The organism is Sedimenticola selenatireducens DSM 17993, assembly GCF_000428045.1.
In the GTDB taxonomy this organism is placed as follows: Bacteria; Pseudomonadota; Gammaproteobacteria; order Chromatiales; family Chromatiaceae; genus Sedimenticola; species Sedimenticola selenatireducens.
Genome location: NZ_ATZE01000004.1, coordinates 29,160 through 51,740, shown reverse-complemented (window position 1 = coordinate 51,740; position 22,581 = coordinate 29,160). Strand labels below are relative to the sequence as shown.

The following is a 22,581-nucleotide window of genomic DNA, read 5'->3' as shown; positions in this document are numbered from 1 at the left end:
GATGAGCAAACCGCTTCGGATCGGTGCAAGCGAGGTGTTGCCGGGGGAAAATCTCACTATTGATCTGCCCATTGCACAACTCTATACCCATACACCGATGACCATGCCGGTGCATGTAATCCGTGGCCGCAGGGAGGGACCACGGCTGTTCGTCTGCGCCGCCATTCACGGCGATGAGATCAATGGCGTGGAGATTATTCGGCGACTGCTCAGTCTGCCACTGCTGAAAAAACTGCGTGGTGATCTGATCGCAGTCCCCATTGTCAATGTCCCCGGGTTTTTACACCGTTCACGCTATCTGCCGGACCGGCGGGACCTGAATCGCTCCTTCCCGGGTTCGGAAAAAGGCTCACTTGCCGGCCGGGTGGCGCACCTGTTTCTGAACGAGATCGTGGCCCAGTGCACCCATGGCATTGATCTGCACACGGCAGCCATCGACCGGGCCAATATGCCCCAGGTACGGGCCAATCTGGATGATCCGGTTGCCGCCTCCATGGCGGAAGCCTTCCGCACGCCCGTAACGCTCAATGCCGGTCTGCGCGAGGGTTCTGTCCGCCAATCCGGGGCGGCCCTTGGGGTACCGATGGTGGTCTACGAGTGTGGCGAAGCACTGCGTTTCGATGAACACTCAATCCGAATAGGACTAAGGGGGATCGTGCGGGTAATGCGCCATCTCAATATGTTGCCGGCTTCACGACGGACCAGTATCAAACAGGCCTCGGTCATCACCCATGCCAGCGCCTGGGTGCGCGCCTCCCAGAGCGGCATTCTCAGGGCGGTATCACCTCTTGGGGCAACCGTGAATAAAAATGAAACTCTAGGATATATCAGCGACCCGTTTGGAGAGCGGGAGACCCAGGTGCTGGCACCATGGCGCGGCATAGTGATCGGTCGCACCACGCTGCCCTTGGCCTACCAGGGTGAAGCACTCTACCACATTGCCCGGCTCGGTCGGGACGAAATGGAACTGCTGGAAGACGCCATGCATGAAGAAGATCCCCTACCCTCGATCCCCTATCTGCAGGATGAGCCGGTGATTGTGTAGGTCCAGAAGAGAATGGAGCCATTCACAATGGTGGCAGGGCAGATAAGCCGAAAGGCACAACCAGCCTACATGGCTCGCTCAAGCGTTTAGTGCCCACCACCCTTCAGCGCACCAGCCAACCCCTCACACACCGCCTTGGCATCGCCAAAGATGAGTGAGCAGTTATCCTGGTAATAGAGCAGATTATCCACACCGGCATAGCCGGGATTCATGGAACGCTTGATCACATAGATCTGCTTCGCCTTGGAGACATCCAGAATAGGCATGCCGTGAATCGGGCTCGATGGATCAGTCTTGGCCGCCGGGTTGGTCACGTCATTGGCACCTACCACAAGCGCCACATCGGCAGTTGGGAACTCCGGATTAATCTCATCCATCTCCAGCACATGATCGTAGGGGATATCGGCTTCCGCCAGCAGTACATTCATGTGTCCCGGCATGCGCCCCGCCACCGGATGAATAGCAAACTTCACCTCAACTCCGCGGGCCAGCAGCAATTCCATAAACTCCTTAAGGGCATGCTGGGCCTGTGCTACCGCCATGCCATAGCCCGGTATGATGATCACCTTGTTGGCATCTTCCATCCAGTAGATAGCGTCTTCCACAGAAGCAGAACGGACACCCTTCTCCACCGCCAAAGCGGCCGCACTGGAAGCACCGCCGGATGAATCACTGCCGAAACCACCGAATACCACATTGATAATGGAACGGTTCATTGCCCGGCACATAATGTAGGAGAGAATGGCACCGGAAAAACCGACCAATGCGCCGACGATAATCAACAGATTGTTTTGCAGAGTGAACCCGGTTGCCGCCGCCGCCCAGCCGGAGTAGCTATTGAGCATGGAGATGATCACCGGCATATCGGCACCGCCGATGGGGATAATCAGGGTAAAACCCAGTACAAAGGCGAGCAGAGTCATCAGCGCCAGCGACACCACACTCTCCGTCATGCCGAAGTGCACGCCGAAGGCGACAATCACCACACCCATCAGGGCATTCAGCAGATGCTGGCCCTTGAAAATTACCGGCTTGCCGCTGATGATGCCCTGCAGTTTACCGAAGGCGATGACCGAACCACTGAAAGTGATGGCGCCGATCACAATACCGACCGCCAGTTCGGTCATCAGCACCGGATTCAGGGTCCCGGCTGCGGCGCGATTGATATAGGTGCCGATGGCTACCAGCACTGCGGCCATACCGACAAAACTGTGCAGTGCCGCCACCAACTGGGGCATAGCGGTCATTTTTACCTTAGACGCCAGTACGGCACCGATTACGGCACCCGCGGCAACACCAGCGATAATGAAGCCGTATGACTGTACTTCGGCACCCAGCAGTGTAGCCACGATGGCTAGTGCCATACCGGCCATACCGTAGTAATTACCGCGCCGGGCGGTAGCCGGGTGGGTTAAGCCCTTCAGGGCAAAAATAAACAGAATGGCGGAGACCAGATAGGCAAGTGCCTGGTAGTTGGCTGAAATCTGCATTGCAAACGGGCTCCCTTATTTCTTCTTCTTAAACATGGCGAGCATGCGATTGGTCACCAGGAAGCCACCGAACACGTTGATCGAGGCCAGCAAAACGGCAAAGAATCCCATAACCCCCGCAGCGGCGCTCGCCTCTTCAAGCCCGGTGACCAGAAGCGCACCCACAATAATGATCCCCGAAATGGCGTTAGTGAGGGATACCAGCGGCGTATGCAGTGAAGGGGTAACACCCCAGATTACGTAATAACCAATAAAGCAAGCGAGCACAAAAACGTAGAGTGCTACCAATGTATCAGGCATCTAACTGCCCTCCTGTTAAATTCAAACCGTGCAGCCCTGTATCCATGAGATCTGTCTTATGCTGATTGCAAGTGGCATTGATAACCTGCAACTCATGCAACTGAAAGCGTTATTCACCTATTCCCGGTATCGCTGTCCGTCGACTACTTCGACTGGGGCCTGACCAATGCCGCCTGGGTAATCTCATCCAGTTCAAAATCATTCAACACTGGCTTACCCTCTTCCACAGCGACCATGATATCGAGCAAATTGGCGATATTCTTGGCATAGAACGCACTGGCGTCCGACGGCATCATGGCGGGATAGTTGGTATGCCCCACCAGTATTACGCCTTCCTTGTTGATCACTTGATCCTTTTCCGTCAACGGACAGTTGCCACCGGTCTCCGCTGCGAGATCGACAATCACCGACCCCTCGCGCATCCGCTTTACCACTTCTTCAGTGACCAGAACAGGCGCGGGTCGACACGGGATCAGCGCAGTGGTTATCAGGATGTGTGCCTTGCTCAGCTCATCAGCCAGCAGTTGCTGCTGTTTCGCCTTGGCCTCCTCCGAGAGTTCCTTGGCATAGCCGCCTTCACCGGAACCGCTCTCGCCAATCTCCAGGTCAATCGGTTTGGCACCCAGCGAAAGTATCTGCTCCCGCGTCTCGGGCCTGATATCGTAGGCGTATACATCGGCTCCGAGACGGCGTGCGGTGGCGATGGCCTGCAGACCCGCAACACCGACACCCAGCACCACCAGCCGTGCCGGCTTGGCTGATCCGGCGGAGGTCATCATCAAGGGTAAAAAACGTCCAAAAAGGCTGGCCGCCTCAATCACCGCGCGATAACCGGCGATATTGCTCTGGGACGAGAGTGCGTCCATCGACTGGGCACGGGAGATGCGAGGCACCCGTTCCAGAGCGAGCGGCCGAATGTTTTTATCAAACATCGCACGCAGGATGTCATCCTCTTCACAGGTCTCGATAAAACCGACCAGCACCGCGCCATCGGTCATCATGGCGACTTCATCAAGATCCGGTTTACGCACTTTCAGCACGATGTCAGCCGCCAGCGCAGCAGCCCGGTCCACCAATGTCGCACCGGCCTGTTCAAATTCCGCATCGGTAAAATGCGCGGCTTCCCCGGCGCCCTTCTCGAGCAGCACTGAAAAACCTTTGGAAACCAGTTTTTTCACCACATCAGGCGTGGAAGCAACCCGCGTCTCCCCTGGCCGTGTCTCTCTCGGAACCCCAATTTTCATATTATTCAGCTTTCAGAAAAAACCCACAAAAAAGGTTAATTTATTAATAAAAACAGGCCATTATGTTTATTAAAATCACGCCGTACAAGCGGGAAATCTTATGGAATGCCAAAAAAAAATTTATCCGCACAGTACCCTTGACATGACCGACTACACAGCAGTCGAAAAAGCTATCTAGGGTGAGTGTAGTGGTTTTTTTCTTGACTTTCAGAGATTTTCGTCAATGACAAAAAGTAAGGATCAAAGCGATCGGACCTGCAGACCTGGGTATCCTAGCATAGCGCTATGACCGAACACCCGGCGAGCAGCTGCCAGCCATGCAAATACCCGGGCACACAAAATCGCGTGCCTCAACGAGAGCGTATCGCCTTGGCGATGCGTGATGAGACCTCTTCGATCGAATGGGTGGTGGTATCAAGTACCCAGATATTGTGTTTCCGGAACATCTGCAACGCCTGCCTGACTTCCGAACTGCAACGCTTCAGTGAGGCGTACTCACTACCCGGCCGCCGCTCTTCACGGATACGGTTCAAACGTGGCGGATCAATAGTCAGGGCAACCAGCTTATCCTTGTGTTTAAGCAGACTGTCGGGGATTTTATTCTGTTCAAAATCATCCGGTGTCAGAGGATAGTTAGCAGCCTTGATACCGAAATGCATGGCCAGGTAGAGACAGGTAGGGGTCTTGCCGGAACGCGATACGCCGATCAGGATCACGTCCGCCTGATCATACTTGTCCAGGCGGGCTCCATCATCATTCACCATGGCGAAGTTGATGATATCCATCCGGTCCTCATAGCTGTCGCCATTCAGCATGCCGTGACTCAGGCCGGTCTTGCCGGAGGGATTGACCCCAAGCTCCCGGCTCAAGGGCGCGATAAAGGTGTCGAACAATTCGATATAAAGGCAGTTTGAGCGCTTCAGAATGACCCGGGTTTCATACTCCACCATGGTGGCAAAGACAATCGGACGGGCTCCGTCCCGCTTCGCCACCATGTCGAACTGTTTGGCCAGTTTCCGAGCCTTCTCGACCGTGTTGATAAACGGCATATAGATCGCCTTGAATTCGATGGTCTGCTCGAATTGGGAGATCAGGCTGTGTCCCAGTGTTTCTGCCGTGATACCGGTGCTCTCCGAGACATAATATACCGTGCGTTGTCGGGTCATCTGCTTTCCGTAGGATTAAACATTCCGCTGGGGATCCTGTGCCATGGCAATGGCGGTGTCCAGCATGCGATTGGCGAACCCCCACTCGTTATCGAACCAGGTGACTACCTTGGCGAAGTGATGGTTGCAGACCTGGGTCTGGTTGCTGTCAACAATGGACGAGCGGGAATCATGATTGAAATCGCAGGAGACCAACAGCTCCTCGATATAGCCAAACAGCCGGCCATCCTGTTTTTCACTCAGCGCCCTGAGCACCTGGTTGAGCTCGTTGCGCGTGGCCGGCCGTTCGAGTTCCACCGAGAGATCCATCATCGAGACATTGATGGTGGGGACACGAATCGCCTGGGCATGCACACGGTTTTTGAGTTCCGGCAGTATCCTCACCACGCCTCGGGCCAATCCCGTTTCAACCGGAATAATCGACTGCAACGCGGAACGGGTCTTGCGCAGATCCGTGTCGTAGGCGTCGATCACCGGCTGATCATGCATGGCCGAATGGATCGTGGTGATCAGGGCACATTCAATACCGAAACTCTCCTGTAGCGCGTTCAGTACCGGAATAATGGCATTGGTGGTGCAAGAGGCGTTGGAGACGATGGTATCGGTCGACTGCAGCAGATGATCATTGACGCCATAGACAATGGTGGCATCCACATCCGGCTCCGCCGGATGGGAAAACAGCACTTTTCCGGCGCCCGCGCGGATGTGTCGTTCGGCATCCTGGCGAGACTTGAACACGCCGCTGCATTCGAGCACCAGGTCCACTTCAAGCGCACGCCAGGGCAATGACTCGGGATCAGGTTCGGAGAGCAGCGCAACTTTGTCTCCATCGATCAGCAGATGCCGCTCATCCCGCGTCACGCTGCCGGGAAAGCGGCCATGCGTGGTATCGTATTTGGTCAGATGGGTCACCACATTGAGATCGGCCAACTCATTGATGGCGACGATCTCTATATGGCTACGATAATAGGGCGACTCATACAGGGCTCGCAGAATACAACGGCCAATGCGTCCATAACCATTGATGGCAACTTTTAGTTTCATTTAACCGGATGCTCGATTTTAGGACTGGCCGATCAGTGCGGACCGCTGGCAATAGCTCAAGAAGGCCATATTTTCCCATATTCGGCGGCCATTTCCCAGCCGAATACAGATACCATGCCGCTCGGTGCTCAGCATGAATAATCGCTTCAAGGACCACTTCTCCAAAGATTCTACCGCCTACTCACAATATCGGCCGGGCTACCCACCGGACTTGTTTGAATATCTGGCATCCCTGACCAAAACCCGCCACATCGCTTGGGATTGTGCCACTGGCAGCGGTCAGGCGGCATACCAGTTGGCCGGGTATTACGACCGGGTTATCGCTACCGATGCCAGCAGCAGCCAGATCGCCGCAACGACATCGCACGACAACATAGACTACCGGGTCGCTACAGCGGAGCAGAGCGGCATAGATGATGCCTCCGTTGACCTGGTGACGGTCGCACAGGCTCTGCACTGGTTTGATCTGAAGGCGTTCTTCGACGAGGTAAGGCGGGTGGTCAAACCCGGAGGAGTAATTGCGGTCTGGAGTTACAACTTATTCAAAATAGCTCCAGGGATCGACCCAGTCATCGACAGGCTGTATCACGACACGCTGCAGGGCTATTGGCCGGAGGAACGGGAACGGGTGGAACGGGGCTATGGGGATATCCCTTTCCCTTTCACACCAGTCTCTACAATGCCGGTCTTCTCAATGACCGCCGACTGGAGCCTGCCCCATCTGCTGGGTTATCTGGGCACCTGGTCAGCCGTGCAACGAATGATCCAAGAGACCGGACATAATCCCGTTGAGCAGATCGGGCAAGCGCTGACCCGCATCTGGGGCGACCCAGACAAACCGCGCCCCGTGGCCTGGCCGCTGAGTATCAGGGTCGGTTACAACCCCTGATACCCAACCGCCATTCACTCAGGGCGTAACCGGATGGATGGTTCAGCCGCCAAGCAGGGAGGCGCGTTGGCGTCGGTTTTGTGATGAACGCCGGTTGCCGTTGGTTGCAGCCGGAGCCGACTGGCCCTGGCTTCTGGCCTCCGCAGGGCGTTGATGCCGATCGGTATTAGCCTTGGCAGCATGGTTTCCCGCCTTTCCCTTCACCGGTTCGGAGCGTTCACGCCTGACCGGTTTCTCCTGGTGGGTCTGCGCTTTCTGGCCATTGCCACGCTTGCGCGGGGCCTGCTGCTGCCTGCCGCGGCCACGATCACCGCCGCCGTTGCGGCCGTTCTTGATCGGTTCCGGCTTGATGCTGGGATCAGGCTCATAGCCGGCCAGAACTTCACGATCCAGTTCGCGATTCAGCACGCGTTCGATATCACGTAATAATCGATGCTCATCCACGCAAACCAGTGAAATCGCCTCGCCCTCGTTACCGGCACGCCCGGTACGGCCGATACGATGCACATAATCCTCCGGCACATTGGGCAACTCATAGTTGACGACATGGGGCAGTTGATCAATATCCAGCCCGCGCGCGGCGATATCAGTGGCCACCAGGACGCGGATCTCGCCCTGCTTGAAGCCGGCCAGGGCACGGGTACGTGCCCCCTGGCTCTTGTTGCCATGAATCGCAGCGGCACTCAGTCCATCCTTCTCCAACTGCTGTGCCAGACGGTTGGCACCGTGCTTGGTGCGGGTAAACACCAGCACCTGACGCCAGTTGCGCGAACCAATAAGGAACGAGAGCAGCTCGCGCTTGCGCTCGCGATCGACCGGATAGACTCGCTGTTCAACCGTTTCGGCTGCTGTATTTCTCCGGGCTACTTCAATCAGCACGGGGGCATTCAGCAGTTTATCCGCAAGGATCTTGATCTCTTGCGAGTAGGTGGCGGAGAAGAGCAGGTTCTGCCGATTCGAGGGCAGCATCGCCAGCACCTTGCGGATATCATGGATAAAACCCATGTCCAGCATCCGGTCCGCCTCGTCCAGCACCAGGATCTCCACATGAGAGAGGTCCAGGGTTTTCTGCTGGGCATGATCGAGCAGACGCCCCGGCGTCGCCACCAGGATATCCACCCCATGGCGCAGCTTCTCAATCTGTGGATTGATCTTCACGCCGCCAAACACCACGGTGGATTTCAGCGGCAGATGTGCTCCGTAGGTCTCAATACTCTCAGCGACCTGTGCGGCCAGTTCGCGGGTGGGCGTCAACACCAGGGCGCGAATGGGGCGGCGCCCCTTGCCCTGACAATGCTGACTCAGCAATTGCAGCAGTGGCAAAGTGAAGCCGGCAGTTTTGCCGGTGCCCGTCTGGGCGCCGGCGAGAATATCCTTTCCCTCAAGCACGACGGGGATGGCTTGACGCTGTACTGGCGTCGGCTCCGTGTAACCCTGTTCTGAGACAGCACGGAGTATTTCGGCGGAAAGGCCGAGTGAATCAAACGACATACGAATAAATGCTCCTGAATGCCTACCCTTCGTGGGGCCAGCCTAGGCAAAACGATGAAAGATGCTAAATCGAGGTGTTCCTGAAGGTGTTACCGCGATGGAGTTACGCAGACCGGAGTGCGTGAAGGCCGCCATTCTAGCCCTTTCCGCCAGAAACACAAGTAAATCCGTGGGATATCCGCACAGGGGCAGCCCACGGGAAGGTTTGAATTCAGGATTTACCCCGGCGGACAGGTCGGGTCAGCCGAACGGGTAACCCGACATGATCTTGTCACGGGCGGCGGTTCCGGCTTGTCGAATTACGCTACGCGAATCCGACTACCTGTCAGTCCCTCCCCTCAGCGGACAATGTTAGCTGTACAGCAACTGCGACCAGCGACCCTGCTGGGCCATCTGCTCCTTAAGCGCCTCCCAGTTTTCGCTGGAGCCCGCTGCTTCACTGAAGACATGGTCCATTGCCTTTTGAACCTTGGCAAGCCCTGCGACACAGACATAGGTATCGGGCTTCTGGATTAACGACCACGCTTCCTCAACATGCAGATCGAGTGACTGTTCAAGCGCCTCTGCATCACTCATCAGAGGGCGATTGGCCAGTGCGTTATAGGCGATGAAGGTTTCCTCATCAAAGAACTCTTTCAGATCACTGTTGTGGTCATTCATGTAGAGCATATCCATGCCGGTCCGGGCGCCGTAGAACAGTCGCACCTGGCCTTTCCAGCCCCCCTGCTGCCGATAAATGTGCTGCATGAAAGCCCGAAACGGGGCAATGCCGGTGCCGATGCCGATCATCACCAGATTGGCACGGTTGTCGGAGGGCACATTGAACGGACTTTTATAAGGCCCGGTCACAGAGAGGCTCTGACCAACCTGCGCATCGCAGAGAAAGTTGGAAGCAACGCCGGGATAACGTTCGCCATTCACCGGGTCGATATAGAAACAGCGCCGTACCAGAATGGAAAACTCTACACTCTCTTCGTTTGATCTGCTGCGATCATTGGCGATGGAATAGCGCCGCATATGGTACTTGTTACCAAACGCGTGCGGTCCGGGCACCACCACGCCAATCGATTGACCTTCACGATAGCGGAACGAGGGTTCATTAACCCGCAGCACGATATGCCGTACCTCATCCGTCGACTCCGGAGTGATACGCCGACTCTCGATGACCTCGGCCACTACCGCAGGACCCAATTCAGTTTCACTCATGCTCTTCTCCGTACTTTAATATTTTTGCTTGGAGCCTGTCGGGTTTAACACGGCTTTTCCTCGCTACGACCTGCCAAATCCGACAGGCTCGTGACTATCTTTTGCAACTCGAACCACCACTGCAGGAGCAGTTACCGCCGCATCCCCGCTTCTCCTGATAAGGTCCGAACTCCGGATGCCGACGGGCGAACTCTCGCGCCATCTGTTGCACCATGATCCAGCCGACCAGCACACCCATGATGACCGCACTGGCCAATAGTACCTTAAGCATGGGAACCTCCCAATCCGGCAAAACCCATAAATGCCAGCGACAGCAGGCCGGCCAGCATCAGGCCCATGGCCGCCCCCTGACTGACTGTGGGCAGTTTCGCCAACTCCAGTTTCTCACGCAAACCCGCCATTAGCATCAGGGCAATAGTGAATCCCACTCCAGCCCCGGTACTGAACGCCAGAGACTGAAAGAAATCATACTCGCGGAAAGTCTGGAACAGGGCCAGACCGAGAATGGCGCAGTTGGTGGTGATCAGGGGCAGAAAAATGCCCAGTGCCCGGAACAGCGCGGGGCTGAACTTTTTAACCGTCATCTCCACCAGTTGCACGGCCGACGCAATCACGGCGATATAGCAGATCAAACGCAGGAATTCGATCTCGAACTTCACCAGAATCCAGTTGATGCCATAGGCGGAGATGGAACTGACCAGCATCACGAACATGGTCGCAAGGCCCATGTTCCAGGCGGTCTCTTTCTTGGCCGATACGCCGAGGAAGGGGCAAAGTCCCAAAAACAGTGCCAGCACAAAATTGTTGATCAGCGCCGCATTGAGAAAGATGAATGTGAGTGAATTAGGATCCATTGGCTACGGCCCCCTCAGCGTTCAGCAGTTTCTGCTCCTTGCGCTGTTTCAGATAATCGAACAACAGTAACCAGGCCCCCAGTACAAAGAAACCGCCTGGCGGCAGAATCATCACCACCCAGGGTTCAAAATTGCTGCTGAAGATCTGCACACCAAGAATGGTGCCGGCACCAAGCAATTCACGCACCGTCCCGAGACAGAGCAGCGCGATGGTGAATCCGGTACCCATGCCGATGGCGTTAATAACGGACACCCCGACCTTCTGTTTCGATGCATAGGCCTCGGCCCGTCCGAGAATCACACAGTTGGCGACAATCAGTTGGATAAAGGCACCCAGGGCGTTGTACAGATCCAGGCTGATCGCCTGGATCACGTAGTCGACGATGGTCACAAAGGTAGCGATGATAATGATATAGGTGGCGATGCGCACCTGCTTGGGAATCATCTTGCGCAACAGCGAAACCAGCGTGCTGGACGCCACCAGCACGAACAGCGTGGCCAGTCCCATGGCAATTGCATTCATGGTGGAGTTGGTCACCGCCAGCACCGGACAGAGCCCGAGCAACATGACGAATACCGGGTTCTCTTCCCAGAGCCCCCTCATGAAGGTATCCAGGGTCACCTTCTCCTGTTTATTGGGCAGTACTGACATGCTTTCTACCTCAATTGGCCTGTCCGGCTCTTAATTCATCCAGATGCTTTATGATCAACGGGAACATGCGCTGCCCGCTGTCGTTGATCATGCGTCCGATCGCCTTGGAGGAGATGGTGGCACCGGAAATTGAATCGATCTCCCACTGCTCCCGTTTGGTCCCGTGCTTGACCGTGACAATGGTATTCTCCAGCGCGTTCTTTGCTTCGTTCAGCCGGGCATCCAGCGCTTCGAAGTTTTTCAAAAAATCCGGATCGAACGCAATCTTGTCCCCCAGCCCTGGCGTCTCCGCCATTTTCAGCACCTTGATACCGGTGACACACTGGCAGTCCTGGTTGTAACCGTAAAGAATTCGGATCACATCCTGATAGCCGGTAGCCGCCGCTTCCAGGGCAACACCCTTCAGCTCGCCCTTGGCGTCGTAGGCGGCATAGACCTTTTCACCCTTCAAGTCCTTCCCTCCCGCGTCGAACAGACCATCCGGACCGAGAATAAAATCCTTTTTACTCACCACGCCAGGTATCACCCTCGATACTGCCTGCTCAATGGCTATGCGCTTGTTTTCCTCAATAATCGGCTGGGTATACTGAAACACCAGCACCACCAGAAGACCGGAGAGCATGGCAATACCACCCAGGGTACGCAGCATGGCGAAGCTGGGGGTCTGGGGCTGAATCTGACTCTGTTCCGCACTGCTCATGACTCGGCCTCTTTACTGGTAGCGCCATAGATTCTCGGCTGGGTCACTGAGGCGATCAGCGGAGAGAGGGCATTGGCCACCAGAATGGCGTACATCACCCCCTCGGTGAGGCCGCCGAACTGCCGGATCAGGACGGTCAGGACACCGATGACAGCCCCATAGAGCCAGACACCCCGCGGGGTCATGGGCGAGACCACCATGTCGGTGGCCATGAACATGGCACCCAGCATCAAACCGCCCGACAGGATCACAAACAGTGGCGTCGGATAGATTGCCGGATTCATCAGATGAAGCGGACCGGATATCAGGGCGGTGGCGAGAAATATCGCGGCAGGAATACGCCAGTCCATCATCTTGCGGAAAGCCAGATAGAGCCCGCAGACAAAGATCAGCAATGCCGAGGTCTCGCCGGCGGAACCCGCCACGCTGCCGGTCAACAGATCCAGGGTACCGGCTGTGATATGTTCAAACTTCTGCAGGGCCAGCGGGGTCGCCCCGGTAAAACCATCCACGGCATGCGATTTCACCCAGAGTCCGGTATCCACCGGGGACATGAAAGGGAGCGCCAGTGTGGAGGGGATAAATTCGTAAAAACGCCCCGCCGCAAAACCCGGTGTCCAGGTGGTGATGGCAACCGGAAAGGCTGCCTGAACAAAGGCGCGCCCCACCAGTGCGGGATTCATGACGTTGTAGCCCAGGCCACCGAACAGCGACTTGCCCAGACCAATCGCGATAAAACCGGCCACCGCCGCCATCCAGAGCGGGAAGCCGGGTGGCAGGGTCAGGGCCAGCAGCAGGCCTGTGATGACTACGCTGAAATCCCCGACGCTGTTGGGCCGCCCGGAGAGCCGGCAAAACAGGGATTCGGTCAGGATACAGGTCAGGGTGGTCACCAGGATCAGCACCAGTGCACTGATACCGAACTGATAGACCGACCAGCCACACACCGGCAACAGGGCATACACCACATTGCGCATGATCTGCTCGACGGAGATTGCCTTCTTCAGATGGGGGGAAGTACGGATCTCGACAACTTTTTTCTGTTTTCTACTCATGCTCTACTCTGCAGGGGGCTTCCGGTCCCGTTCACTACTCAGGGGTGGTGGCAACCCGCCACAGCATCAACTCCACACCCTCGATTAAACATCTCGCTCACACCTAACTCGTGCAAACCGTTGCTACAATGGATATCCCCGTAGGAGCGGCTTCAGCCGCGAAGGGGGTCCCCGACCACGCACAGGTCGCAGCTAATGCAGCTCCTACATACTCTTCCGCTTCACGGCCTGCGACCATCCCTGGACAAATCAGGCGGCGGCAGCCCTGGCCTCCCGGTTCACCGCCTTGGCGATACGGAAATATTGGGTCAGCGGAATATTCGATGGGCAGACATAACTGCAACAACCACATTCAAAACAGTCGTTGAGATGAAAATCGGCTGCCATCACATCGTATTGCCGGACACTGGCCAGTTGACCCAGCATGGACGGATTAAGATTGATCGGACAGGCATCCAGACAGGCGCCGCATTTGATACAGGGATATACGGGCCGCTCCTGCTGGTCTTCCGCCTCTTCCTCAAACACCACCACGCCGGACAAGCCTTTGGTGACCGGCACATCCAGTGAGGCAACGGTCATACCCATCATCGGTCCCCCGACGATCACCTCGTTGGCCTCTGAGCTCGAACCCACCTGCTCCATCAGAAAACGCAGCGGCGTGCCGATCGGCACCAAATAGTTACCCGGTTTAGCAACCCCTGGACCCGACACGGTCACTACCCGCTCGATCAGGCCACGACTGCGCGGTATCAACTCACCCAGTTGCGCCATGGTACCCACGTTGTATACCGCCACGCCAATATCTACCGGCAATCCACCGGAGGGCACTTCCCTGTTCAGCAGGCTTTTGATGAGCATCTTTTCCGCGCCCTGTGGATATTTGGTTTCCACTGCATCACAGCTGATCGCCTCGCCTGCGGGCAGTTTATCCCGGATCGCTTTCACCGCATCCAGCTTGTTATCTTCGACACCGATAATGGCCTGTCTGGCACCGGTGGCGCGCATGATGGTGCGGATACCGGCAATCAGCCTGTCGGTCTGTTCCAGCATCACCCGATGATCACAGGTGAGATAGGGCTCGCACTCGCAGCCGTTGATAATCAGGGTCTCGATTATCTTCCCTTCCGGCGGTAGCAGCTTCACATGACTGGGAAAGGCCGCGCCGCCCAGTCCCACCATGCCACTGGCCTGCACCGCCTTGATCAACTCATCCCGGGTCAGCGTATCCAGGTCCTGATCCAGTCCGTACAGCACCTCCTGGGTCGCGGCCTCATAAGTCTCTATAACAATCGCCGGGGTCTTGGGGCCGGCGGCGGTGGGCACCAGATGGTCAATGGAGCGCACTATACCGGTTACCGGGGCGTGCATCGGGACTGAAACAAATCCGCCTGCCTCGGCTATCGGCTCGCCACGGACCACCTCCTGCCCCGGTTTTACCAACGCAACGGCAGGGGCACCGATATGCTGGGCAAGCGGTACATATACTTTCGGGGCAAACGGCAAACGCTTGATCGCCAGATGCGCCGTCTGCTCCTTGTGGTCCATGGGATGCACACCATGCCTGAAGGTCCGGGCGCGCTTGAATAGATTGAGTAGACCCATTCTCTCTCCGCTTATCTCAACAACCTGACCGATCGCTCGGTGTGACCGCCAGGCGGCCACACCGTTTCCCGGCACTTATTTCAACGCTGCAAGCGCCGCCTCGTAGTCAGGCTCATCGCCGATCTCAGGCACCAGCTGGGTATAGGTAACGGTACCGTTTTCGTCGACCACCACTACGGCCCGACAGGTCACCCCGCGCAGCGGACCGTCGGTGATCAGCACCCCATAATCCTTGGCGAACTGCTGATCATGCATCAGCGACAGCGTGACCACGTTCTTGAGTCCCTCGGTCTCGCAGAAGCGCCCCTGAGCAAACGGCAAGTCGGCAGAAATCACCATGGCCACCGCATCATCACGCGCGGCGAACGACTCGTTGAACCTCTTGGTGGAAATGGCGCAGGTTGGTGTATCCAGGCTCGGTACAATATTGAGCAGCCGCTTCTTGCCTGCAAAATCAGCCAGTCCCACATCGGCCAGCTCCTTGTTGGCCAGGGAAAATTCAGGCGCCTTGCTACCGACCGCCGGGAGCTCGCCACTGGTGGAGACAGGGTTTCCGTGTAAGGTTACTGTTGCCATGTTAATTCTCTCCTTTGCTGGTTGGGTTACTGGTACTTTGCCGCACGCTTTACCAGTTTATCGAGGTCTTTCTCATTTGGATTCCAGGGTGTGCCAGGATGCAGACAGCCTGCGGTACACTTCTCCGCCGCCTTGACGATATCCTTGAACGGCGCCCCTTTGGGATCAATGACAACGGCCAGTTTCTGATCATTGTACTTGAACACGTTGGGCGCAATATCGGTGCACTCATCACAGGCGGTACACTCCGGGGTCTCGATCCAGACCGGTTCATAGTCAGCAGGCGCAGCAGTGCTGGGAGCCGAAGCGCCATTACCACCACTGGACGATGCCGGCAGGTCCGCCAATGCTGAAATATCTCCGTTGTTGGCCAGGGCCAACAGGCTGGAGGTAAGTTTCTGGGCCATTTCGGCCTTGGCGCGATTGGCGATCTCAACCTCATCCACCACTTCACCGACACCGGCCAGGGAACGCAGCTGATACCAGAAATTACGCCGTTCCTCACAAGAGAGGACGATCTCCTGGGAAACCAGTACCCGCATCAGGCGGCTCTTTTTGTCCACCGCCCAGATATAGGGATACTGGCCTTCCCGATCATCATCATCCATGTCGAGGAACTCGTGCAATGGCACCATGTCGTCGTTCCAGGCATCCTGCGGCACCGAGCGGAAGTGCTTGCGGAAGCGGCCCTCGCTGAAGGCGAAGTCGGCAAAGGTGACCGGCAGCTCCATCCTGGACTCCTTGCCATTCTCATCCTGATAGTTGAGCTGGTAGGTTGGCCAGTCGGCATGCATGGCCGGGTTACCCTCCACGCTGGAGCACTCGCTGAAGGTAACACCGGCATCCGGGTCGTAGCGGAACAGCGGGTAGGCGCGCGACTCCAGGGCCAGCTTGGCCTGGTGCTCGGAGGCGTCGTCCGCCACTCCATGCTCCGGCTGACAGGTGGTGTAGATATTGAACATGGCCGGACGGCGGCTGTTAAGGCCATCAATGAAGCCTTCCAGCAGGTGGGTGACATTGGCCTGAGAGCTCTGCAGCACGAAGCTGGTGCGATGGGCCATGCCGATCACGCCCATCTCCTTGCGGATCTCGGTCTTGCCTTTCCACGCCTTGCCGTAAGGTGCCATGTCCGCCACCTGGCCGATAAAGCCTGAAGTACAGGACTGACCACCGGTGTTGGAGTAAACCTGGGTATCCAGGATCAGCACCTTGATCGGCGTCCCGGAAGCCAGGGCGCGGGAGAGGTTCTGGAAGCCGATATCGTACATGGCGCCATCACCACCGATTGAGACTACCGGCGGACAGAGCAGCCACTCCTCGTCGCTGAACGACTTCCAGTCAAAGTAGGTGAAGAAGTCGTCATGCACATCCGCATCATATTTGCCTTCCAGCTCCAGCTTGGCCTGGCGGATCACCTTGAAGCCCTGGGCCATCTTGGCCATGTGACCTTCGAAGATACCCATGGCCACCGAGGGGCTGTCCTGGAACAGGTGACTGGTCCAGGGGAACGGATAGGGATTGAACGGGAATGTCGATCCCCACACCGAGGTACAACCGGTGGCGTTGATAATACCCATAGTGGCGCGTCCCTGATTGGTATTGCCATCAGTATAGAGCCATTTCAGGTGGCGCAGCTTTTCCAGCAGCTGGGTGGCCCATTTGAGCCACTTCGGATCGACCGGTTCCACCACCTGCCCCTCCGCCAGAGTGGCGGAGAGATTGGTCAGGGTCAGGTCACTGTCCTTGTTTTCTTCGACCGCCTCGTTGATGGCGGCGGTATTGGAGAGATCCATGCCGGCGGCCAACTTCAGGCGGACATGGGTCTCCAGCCGGTTGATCAGGTCATCCAGCTCGGCGATATGCGCCTTCACCCGTGGCTGCATCAGGGCGGTGGCAGTACCGGTAAACAGGTGGATGGCGGTCTTCTCGCCGCAACCCAGACAGGCGCCGTCACCGGATACCATGGACTGGTAGTTGGTCTTGTCCAGCAGCAGGGTCTCCAGCGCACCAATCTTTTCGTTCAGATCATCGATACGGATGAAATCTGCATTGGTAGTGGGCAGATCCATCCAGAATTTCCAGTCCTGCTGCAATTTCTCGACTGCGGCCTCGGTCTGCAATTCGACCACCAGTGCGCCGTCGTCACAGACATCGACACACTCCATACAGCCCTTGCAGGTGTAGGGATTGACGGTAATGGAGAACAGACCGCCGGAGCCTTTGTTCTTCTTCTCCCGATTGCTGTAGTAGGGTTTAGTGACCGAGAACTCGAAACCGCCGATGGATTCCAGGAACAGTCCGAATTCACGCTCCAAACCGGCCTTTTTGGTCTCATCCAGCTCTGATTCGGCCAGCACTTCCAGTACCGCCTGATCCAACAGCCTGGAGACCACGGAGGCCTCACCCTGGGCGTCGATCAGAGCGCGCAGTTTCTTCTCCACGTTGCGGGTTTCACGTCGCAGATAGAGAGTCGGTGTACCCCTCTTCTCAATCCGTTCGATGGCGGTATTGAAGATATCGCTGATGGTATTGACCAGCCCGGGGATGGCACTGTCGGGACAGGCGGTGTAGCAATCACCACAGGCCGTACAGTTCTCCGTGATGAACTTCGGATAGTCGAAGCGGATCTGGGTCATGTCACGAAAGATGCCGGTAGCCGCCGGGATCAGGCTGGTGGCCATGAACGGATCAACCAGGTTTTCCGAACCCTTGCCACTCATGTAGAAAGAACCGGTCTGCTCCCAGAAACGATGTACGTCGGAAAGCCGGCCGTCACCCTGGGGCAGCTCCTGCAGCATCACAGGAATCTTCGCCGCCTTACGGATATCCTGCTGGGTCAGGCCGACCTGCTTGTTGGTGATCTCGCGGATCTCGTCGAAACCGCGCCGCACCACCCGCAGGTTGTCGGTGACCACGCGCTCGCCCTTGCCGCCAAACTTGTCACGCAGCTGTGTCTCAATGGCGTCAAACAGACCCTGCTCGGTCAGGTGTGCCCGTTCCAGCAGTGGCGAGGCGGCAAAGAAGGCTCCCTGGAAGGCGTTACCCTGCATGCGGAACTGCAGCTCCGCATCGGACGCCTCCTCCTTGGCGATCTTGAATCCGTCAACGAAGTAGACATGGATATTGTGATCAACAATGTATTTCTGATACATCACCGGAATCTGTGCCCACACCTCGTCCTCGGTTTCCAGATGGCTCTGAATGATGAAGAAGCCGCCCTCTTTCAATCCGTACAACGGATTAGAGTGCAGAAACACGTTCGGATCGGGCGAAAGCACCACATCCACATAGTGATATTCGCAGTTCAGTCGAATCGGCTCGGGAGCGGCCGACAGGTAATAGGTGGTCGGCTGACCTTTCTTTTCAGAACCGTACTTGGGATTGGCACGGATATCATAACCGAGCAGATCATACAGGGTCATCGCCAGGTTCTTGCCGGTGGTGATGGCACCCCAGCCGCCTACCGAGTGCATGCGCACCGTGATCGCACCCTTGGGCAGCAGGTCGGGATTCTCGCTGCCACGGATAGCCATCTCGCCAATATGGGGATAGGCATCCAGCAACTCCTGTTGACGGATCTCCGCCTTGGGATCAGTCGCTTCCCGAACAAAATCCACACCCAGATAGAAGAAGCGGCGCTTCTTGCCGTCCGGCAGCATGTTCTCGATCGCGCCAATCAGTCCTTCCGGCTGCAGATCACGCGAGCCCAGACCGTAGGAGCCGGAATAGAGCGCAGGTGCTTGGCCAGACTTATAGGAGGCGTATGTGGCATACGGGGGATCACCCGCAGTGATGCCGTTCTCGATGCACTTGGTCAGGGCAGCACGGATTTCGCGGATCAGCGGCAGGTCTTCCGCCAACGGTTGATCGGTACGCTCCAGCACCACCACGCCCTTGCGCCCCTTCAGCACCTTGCCGATCAGATCGCCCGGGAACGGCCGGTACATGGTGACATTGAGCACGCCCACCTTCAATTTGCGGGTCTCGCGCAGATAGTCCGCCACCACTTGCGCCTGCACGATCATGGAGCCCTGACCGGCAATCACATACTCGGCGTCGTCCATGCGGTACTGGCCAACCCGGTTGTAGCGTCGTCCGGTCAATTCGTAATATTCATCCATCACCTGATCGGTGATGCTGGAGATGTGATTGAAGAAATAGGGGCGCTGCGCAGCGACCGCCTGCATGTAGGCGTCCTGGTTCTGCACCGAGCCGGAGAGCATGGGGTTGTCCACGTCCCAGATCTCCGGGACACGACGGCGTTTTTCACCGTAGATCATCTTCTGCGCCGGTGTCGGGCAGCTGATAATGTCGTCGGGCCGACCACAGAATTCCTCGATCAGTTCACGCTCCGGCACCATCACAGGCTCGATCAGATGCGTAGTCAGGAAGCCATCCTGTGCCACTGCAGCCGGGGTCAGACTCAGCTCGGCGATCTTGCGGCCAATCAGGTTCAGGTCCGCCGCCTCCTGGGCGTCTGCGCCAAATACCTGGAAAAAGCCGGTGTCATCAATACAGTGGTAGTCATCATGACCACAGTGCACATTGAGTGACGCCTTGGTAATGGCACGGGTACCGATATTCAGCACATAGGGAAGGCGTTTGCCGACTGCCGCATAGAGCGACTCGTGCATGAATGCCACGCCCTGTGCCGAGGAGAAATTGGTCGCACGCAGTCCAGTCATTGCCATACCGGCGGTCACCGCGGCGGCGGCATGTTCAGATTCCGGTTCGACGAACACCAGCGGTTTGCCAGAGACGTTGATATGACCCTGGGCCACCTCTTCCGCCCAGTACTCACCCATCTGTGTGGAGGGGGTAATCGGATAAGCACCGGCAGCATCGGATGCCTCCCGCTCGCACATAATGACAGCGGTATTGCCATCCATTGCCATGCGGATGCCGGGATACTTAAACTGCTTTTGCTCTTTTTTACCGAACATGGACACTTCCTCTTCTGCTACATTTCGGGAACAGCCATCTCTGTTGGCAGCCCAACTGATGAAACTTCAACTACCCGATGGGCAGCATCTCTTTGCGGATAATCTTTTTGGCGTCTTTACCCACTTGATAACCACCCTGCTTATCAAACCAGACAATAGCGCCCGTCGGGCAGCGCTCTATCGCCACCCGGGATGCCAAATCATTTTTGCTGTAATCAATCACCGCCAGGTTGTTTCTGATTTCAATCAGCCCTTCCGGCGAATCCACTGCACATCGCTCACAGGCGGTGCAAATCACCTCGCACTCGTTTTCAGCTTCTTCACCTTTCTCCAGATTTTTGCAGGCGACAAACAACTGCTCGTTAATGGAGTGGAGTTCAAACAGGTCCTTGGGACAGACCTCGACGCAGTCGTTACAGGCAGTACAGAGATCTTCACTCACCACCGGCAAACCGTATTTATTCATACTAATGGCAGCAAAATCACAGACGTCGGCACAATCCCCCATGCCCAGACAGCCCCAGGAACAACCCTTGCCACCGCCGGAGACCAATGCCGCCGCGCGACAGGAGTTCATGCCGGCATAGCTGGCGCGGATGAATGCCACGTGACTGCCACCAGCACAGGCAAGCCGGGCAACACGTTTCTCTTGCGCACCCAGATCCACGCCCAGATAATCGGCAATCAGCTCATTGGTCTCTTTGGAATTGACTGTACATTGAGCGGGTTCAAAAGTGCCGTCGATCAGGCCTTCAGCAAATGGACGGCAGCCCGGGCTGCCACAGGCGCCACAATTGGCCCGGGGCAGGAGATCTTCCACATCATCGATACGAGGGTCTTCGTAGACAAACAGGCGCTTGTTGGCAAGCACCAGAATGGATGCGAGTACCGAACCAAGTACGGCCATAAAACCAACGGATAAGGCTATGCTGGTGATATCGGTCATTTATTCGGCCCTCAAGCAAAACTACAATTTATTGCCGTATAAAAAAATATAACGGTTTCAAGTTATACTATTTTTTTCCTTTTGATTTCAATCAGATGAATCCTTTTCACTTGAAACTATCGCACTCATTATCGCAAGTGCAGCAAAGTGTAGTGTAAATTGTGGTATTTGACAGGCCAATTATTTCAATGCTTACTATTAACATCAGCAATAAAGTAACCAGAGAGCACCATGGCATCGCCCGCCCCGATCTACTACAAACAGAACAGACTCAAACAATTACGCGCTTTTTGTCATGCCGCCCGAACCGGCAGCATCAGTGAAGCCGCCGACAAGGTTTTCCTCAGTCAGCCGACTGTTTCACTGCAGATCCAGGCATTGGAGCGGGAACTTGAAACCGTTCTGTTCGAGCGCCGTGGACCTAAAATACGACTCACTCCGGAAGGCAAGATCCTGTTTAAGCTCTCCCAACCTCTTGTCGAGGGCATGGATAAACTGCATGAAACCTTCATCGCGCAACAGGGGCTTCTTGAAGCCGGCGATCTGAATATCGCGGCGGGCGAATCCACTATCCTGTATGTACTGCCCGAGCCGCTGAAACAATTCATGGAGCAGCATCCCAAGATCAGGGTCAAACTGCACAATGTAACTGGCGGACGGGATGGCCTGTCCAGGCTGCGGGCAGATGAGGCGGACTTCGCTGTCGGCTCAATGCTGGACGTACCCGATGACATTATCTATAAACCGTTAGTCACCTACTCTCCTGAACTGATTGTTCCGATCGGCCACCCTCTGGCCGAGAAAAAAAGTGTCACTTTGAAGGATATCGTTCCCTACGGACTAATACTTCCACCGCCCAGCCTGACCACCTGGCGTATGGTCGATCTGGTGTTCCGTCAGCATGAACTCAAATTCAAGACCGGCCTGGAAGCCGGTGGCTGGGAAGTCATCAAGAAATACGTTGAACTTGGCATGGGGATCTCAATTGTTACCGACGTCTGCCTGACAGGCGAAGAGAAACTGGTGAAAATTCCCCTGAATGAATATTTTCCCAAACGAACCTACGGCATTGTGCTGCGCCGCGGCAAATATCTCTCGCCCCAAGCGAAACGTTTTATTGACATGATGGAGGCCTGTTACGATGGCGACGTGGCTGACGCAACAACCGATGCAGTAATCTAAAAAAACACATCAAATATGTATTATAACAACCTGTATTTAAAGGTGTTTTAAAAGAACAAAAAAGCGACTCTCATCGTCATTAACCGAGTGACATTTGTGTATATTTAGTCCTTGACTAGTGAACAAACCACGTGGAGAATGAAGCGAGTTAACGTAGATTACTGTTATCGGATGGTTTAACTATTCAGAGCAG

At 56.1% G+C, this 22,581-nt stretch carries 19 protein-coding genes; 3 read left to right on the top strand and 16 right to left on the bottom strand.

Annotated features, from left to right (window positions below; genetic code table 11):
- The first annotated feature begins 1 nt into the window (after position 1).
- Positions 2-1,045 carry a succinylglutamate desuccinylase/aspartoacylase family protein gene (locus tag A3GO_RS0104525; RefSeq protein ID WP_029132396.1) on the top strand — a complete coding sequence of 348 codons (1,044 nt, stop codon included), beginning with the start codon at positions 2-4 and terminating at the stop codon, positions 1,043-1,045.
- Between the two features lie 86 nt (positions 1,046-1,131).
- Here the strand turns inward: A3GO_RS0104525 and A3GO_RS0104520 are convergent, their stop codons facing one another.
- The 5 genes from A3GO_RS0104520 to gap all read right to left on the bottom strand — a co-directional run bounded on the left by A3GO_RS0104520 (position 1,132) and on the right by gap (position 6,289).
- Positions 1,132-2,535 carry an NAD(P)(+) transhydrogenase (Re/Si-specific) subunit beta gene (locus tag A3GO_RS0104520; protein WP_029132395.1) on the bottom strand — a complete coding sequence of 468 codons (1,404 nt, stop codon included), beginning with the start codon at positions 2,533-2,535 and terminating at the stop codon, positions 1,132-1,134.
- A 15-nt stretch (positions 2,536-2,550) separates the two neighbouring features.
- Positions 2,551-2,835, bottom strand: coding sequence for a proton-translocating transhydrogenase family protein (locus tag A3GO_RS0104515; RefSeq protein ID WP_029132394.1), 285 nt, complete (start codon positions 2,833-2,835; stop codon positions 2,551-2,553).
- Between the two features lie 143 nt (positions 2,836-2,978).
- Positions 2,979-4,079 carry a Re/Si-specific NAD(P)(+) transhydrogenase subunit alpha gene (locus A3GO_RS0104510; RefSeq protein ID WP_029132393.1) on the bottom strand — a complete coding sequence of 367 codons (1,101 nt, stop codon included), beginning with the start codon at positions 4,077-4,079 and terminating at the stop codon, positions 2,979-2,981.
- Positions 4,080-4,429: 350 nt separating this feature from the next.
- Positions 4,430-5,245, bottom strand: coding sequence for a posphoenolpyruvate synthetase regulatory kinase/phosphorylase PpsR (gene ppsR / locus A3GO_RS0104505; RefSeq protein ID WP_029132392.1), 816 nt, complete (start codon positions 5,243-5,245; stop codon positions 4,430-4,432).
- 15 nt (positions 5,246-5,260) lie between these two features.
- Positions 5,261-6,289 carry a type I glyceraldehyde-3-phosphate dehydrogenase gene (gene gap / locus A3GO_RS0104500; protein WP_029132391.1) on the bottom strand — a complete coding sequence of 343 codons (1,029 nt, stop codon included), beginning with the start codon at positions 6,287-6,289 and terminating at the stop codon, positions 5,261-5,263.
- A 133-nt stretch (positions 6,290-6,422) separates the two neighbouring features.
- Here gap and A3GO_RS0104490 point away from each other — a divergent pair, with 133 nt between their 5' ends.
- On the top strand, positions 6,423-7,178 hold the full coding sequence (locus A3GO_RS0104490; protein WP_029132390.1) for a class I SAM-dependent methyltransferase: 756 nt from the start codon (positions 6,423-6,425) through the stop codon (positions 7,176-7,178).
- Between the two features lie 42 nt (positions 7,179-7,220).
- Here A3GO_RS0104490 and rhlE read toward each other — a convergent pair whose 3' ends face one another.
- The 11 genes from rhlE to A3GO_RS0104435 all read right to left on the bottom strand — a co-directional run bounded on the left by rhlE (position 7,221) and on the right by A3GO_RS0104435 (position 21,206).
- Positions 7,221-8,669: an ATP-dependent RNA helicase RhlE gene (gene rhlE, locus A3GO_RS22505; RefSeq protein ID WP_037374684.1), complete on the bottom strand. Its 1,449-nt coding sequence runs from the start codon at positions 8,667-8,669 to the stop codon at positions 7,221-7,223.
- Between the two features lie 351 nt (positions 8,670-9,020).
- A complete protein-coding gene (locus A3GO_RS0104480; RefSeq protein ID WP_029132389.1) occupies positions 9,021-9,875 on the bottom strand; it encodes a ferredoxin reductase domain-containing protein in 855 nt (284 codons plus the stop codon).
- 94 nt (positions 9,876-9,969) lie between these two features.
- The gene (locus A3GO_RS26330) at positions 9,970-10,146 is read right to left on the bottom strand and encodes a hypothetical protein (RefSeq protein WP_169720360.1); all 177 of its coding nucleotides are present in this window, start codon (positions 10,144-10,146) and stop codon (positions 9,970-9,972) included.
- On the bottom strand, positions 10,139-10,729 hold the full coding sequence (locus A3GO_RS0104470; RefSeq protein ID WP_029132388.1) for an electron transport complex protein RnfA: 591 nt from the start codon (positions 10,727-10,729) through the stop codon (positions 10,139-10,141). The genes A3GO_RS26330 and A3GO_RS0104470 overlap by 8 nt, the downstream gene beginning before the upstream one ends.
- Positions 10,719-11,381, bottom strand: a complete 663-nt coding sequence (gene rsxE, locus A3GO_RS0104465) for an electron transport complex subunit RsxE (RefSeq protein ID WP_029132387.1) — start codon at positions 11,379-11,381, stop codon at positions 10,719-10,721. Before rsxE ends, A3GO_RS0104470 begins: the two co-directional genes overlap by 11 nt.
- Positions 11,382-11,391: 10 nt before the next feature.
- Complete coding sequence (locus tag A3GO_RS0104460; protein ID WP_029132386.1) at positions 11,392-12,081, bottom strand: RnfABCDGE type electron transport complex subunit G; 690 nt, start codon at positions 12,079-12,081, stop codon at positions 11,392-11,394.
- Complete coding sequence (locus A3GO_RS0104455) at positions 12,078-13,136, bottom strand: RnfABCDGE type electron transport complex subunit D (RefSeq protein ID WP_029132385.1); 1,059 nt, start codon at positions 13,134-13,136, stop codon at positions 12,078-12,080. Before A3GO_RS0104455 ends, A3GO_RS0104460 begins: the two co-directional genes overlap by 4 nt.
- A 249-nt stretch (positions 13,137-13,385) precedes the next feature.
- Positions 13,386-14,741 carry an electron transport complex subunit RsxC gene (gene rsxC / locus A3GO_RS0104450; protein ID WP_029132384.1) on the bottom strand — a complete coding sequence of 452 codons (1,356 nt, stop codon included), beginning with the start codon at positions 14,739-14,741 and terminating at the stop codon, positions 13,386-13,388.
- Between the two features lie 75 nt (positions 14,742-14,816).
- Positions 14,817-15,317, bottom strand: a complete 501-nt coding sequence (gene tpx, locus A3GO_RS0104445; protein WP_029132383.1) for a thiol peroxidase — start codon at positions 15,315-15,317, stop codon at positions 14,817-14,819.
- 26 nt (positions 15,318-15,343) lie between these two features.
- Positions 15,344-20,260: a 2-oxoacid:acceptor oxidoreductase family protein gene (locus tag A3GO_RS0104440; protein ID WP_029132382.1), complete on the bottom strand. Its 4,917-nt coding sequence runs from the start codon at positions 20,258-20,260 to the stop codon at positions 15,344-15,346.
- 70 nt (positions 20,261-20,330) lie between these two features.
- Complete coding sequence (locus tag A3GO_RS0104435; protein ID WP_029132381.1) at positions 20,331-21,206, bottom strand: RnfABCDGE type electron transport complex subunit B; 876 nt, start codon at positions 21,204-21,206, stop codon at positions 20,331-20,333.
- A 231-nt stretch (positions 21,207-21,437) separates the two neighbouring features.
- On the opposite strand from A3GO_RS0104435, the gene A3GO_RS0104430 reads away from it, so the two are divergent.
- Positions 21,438-22,388, top strand: coding sequence for a LysR family transcriptional regulator (locus A3GO_RS0104430; RefSeq protein ID WP_029132380.1), 951 nt, complete (start codon positions 21,438-21,440; stop codon positions 22,386-22,388).
- Positions 22,389-22,581 lie beyond the last annotated feature (193 nt).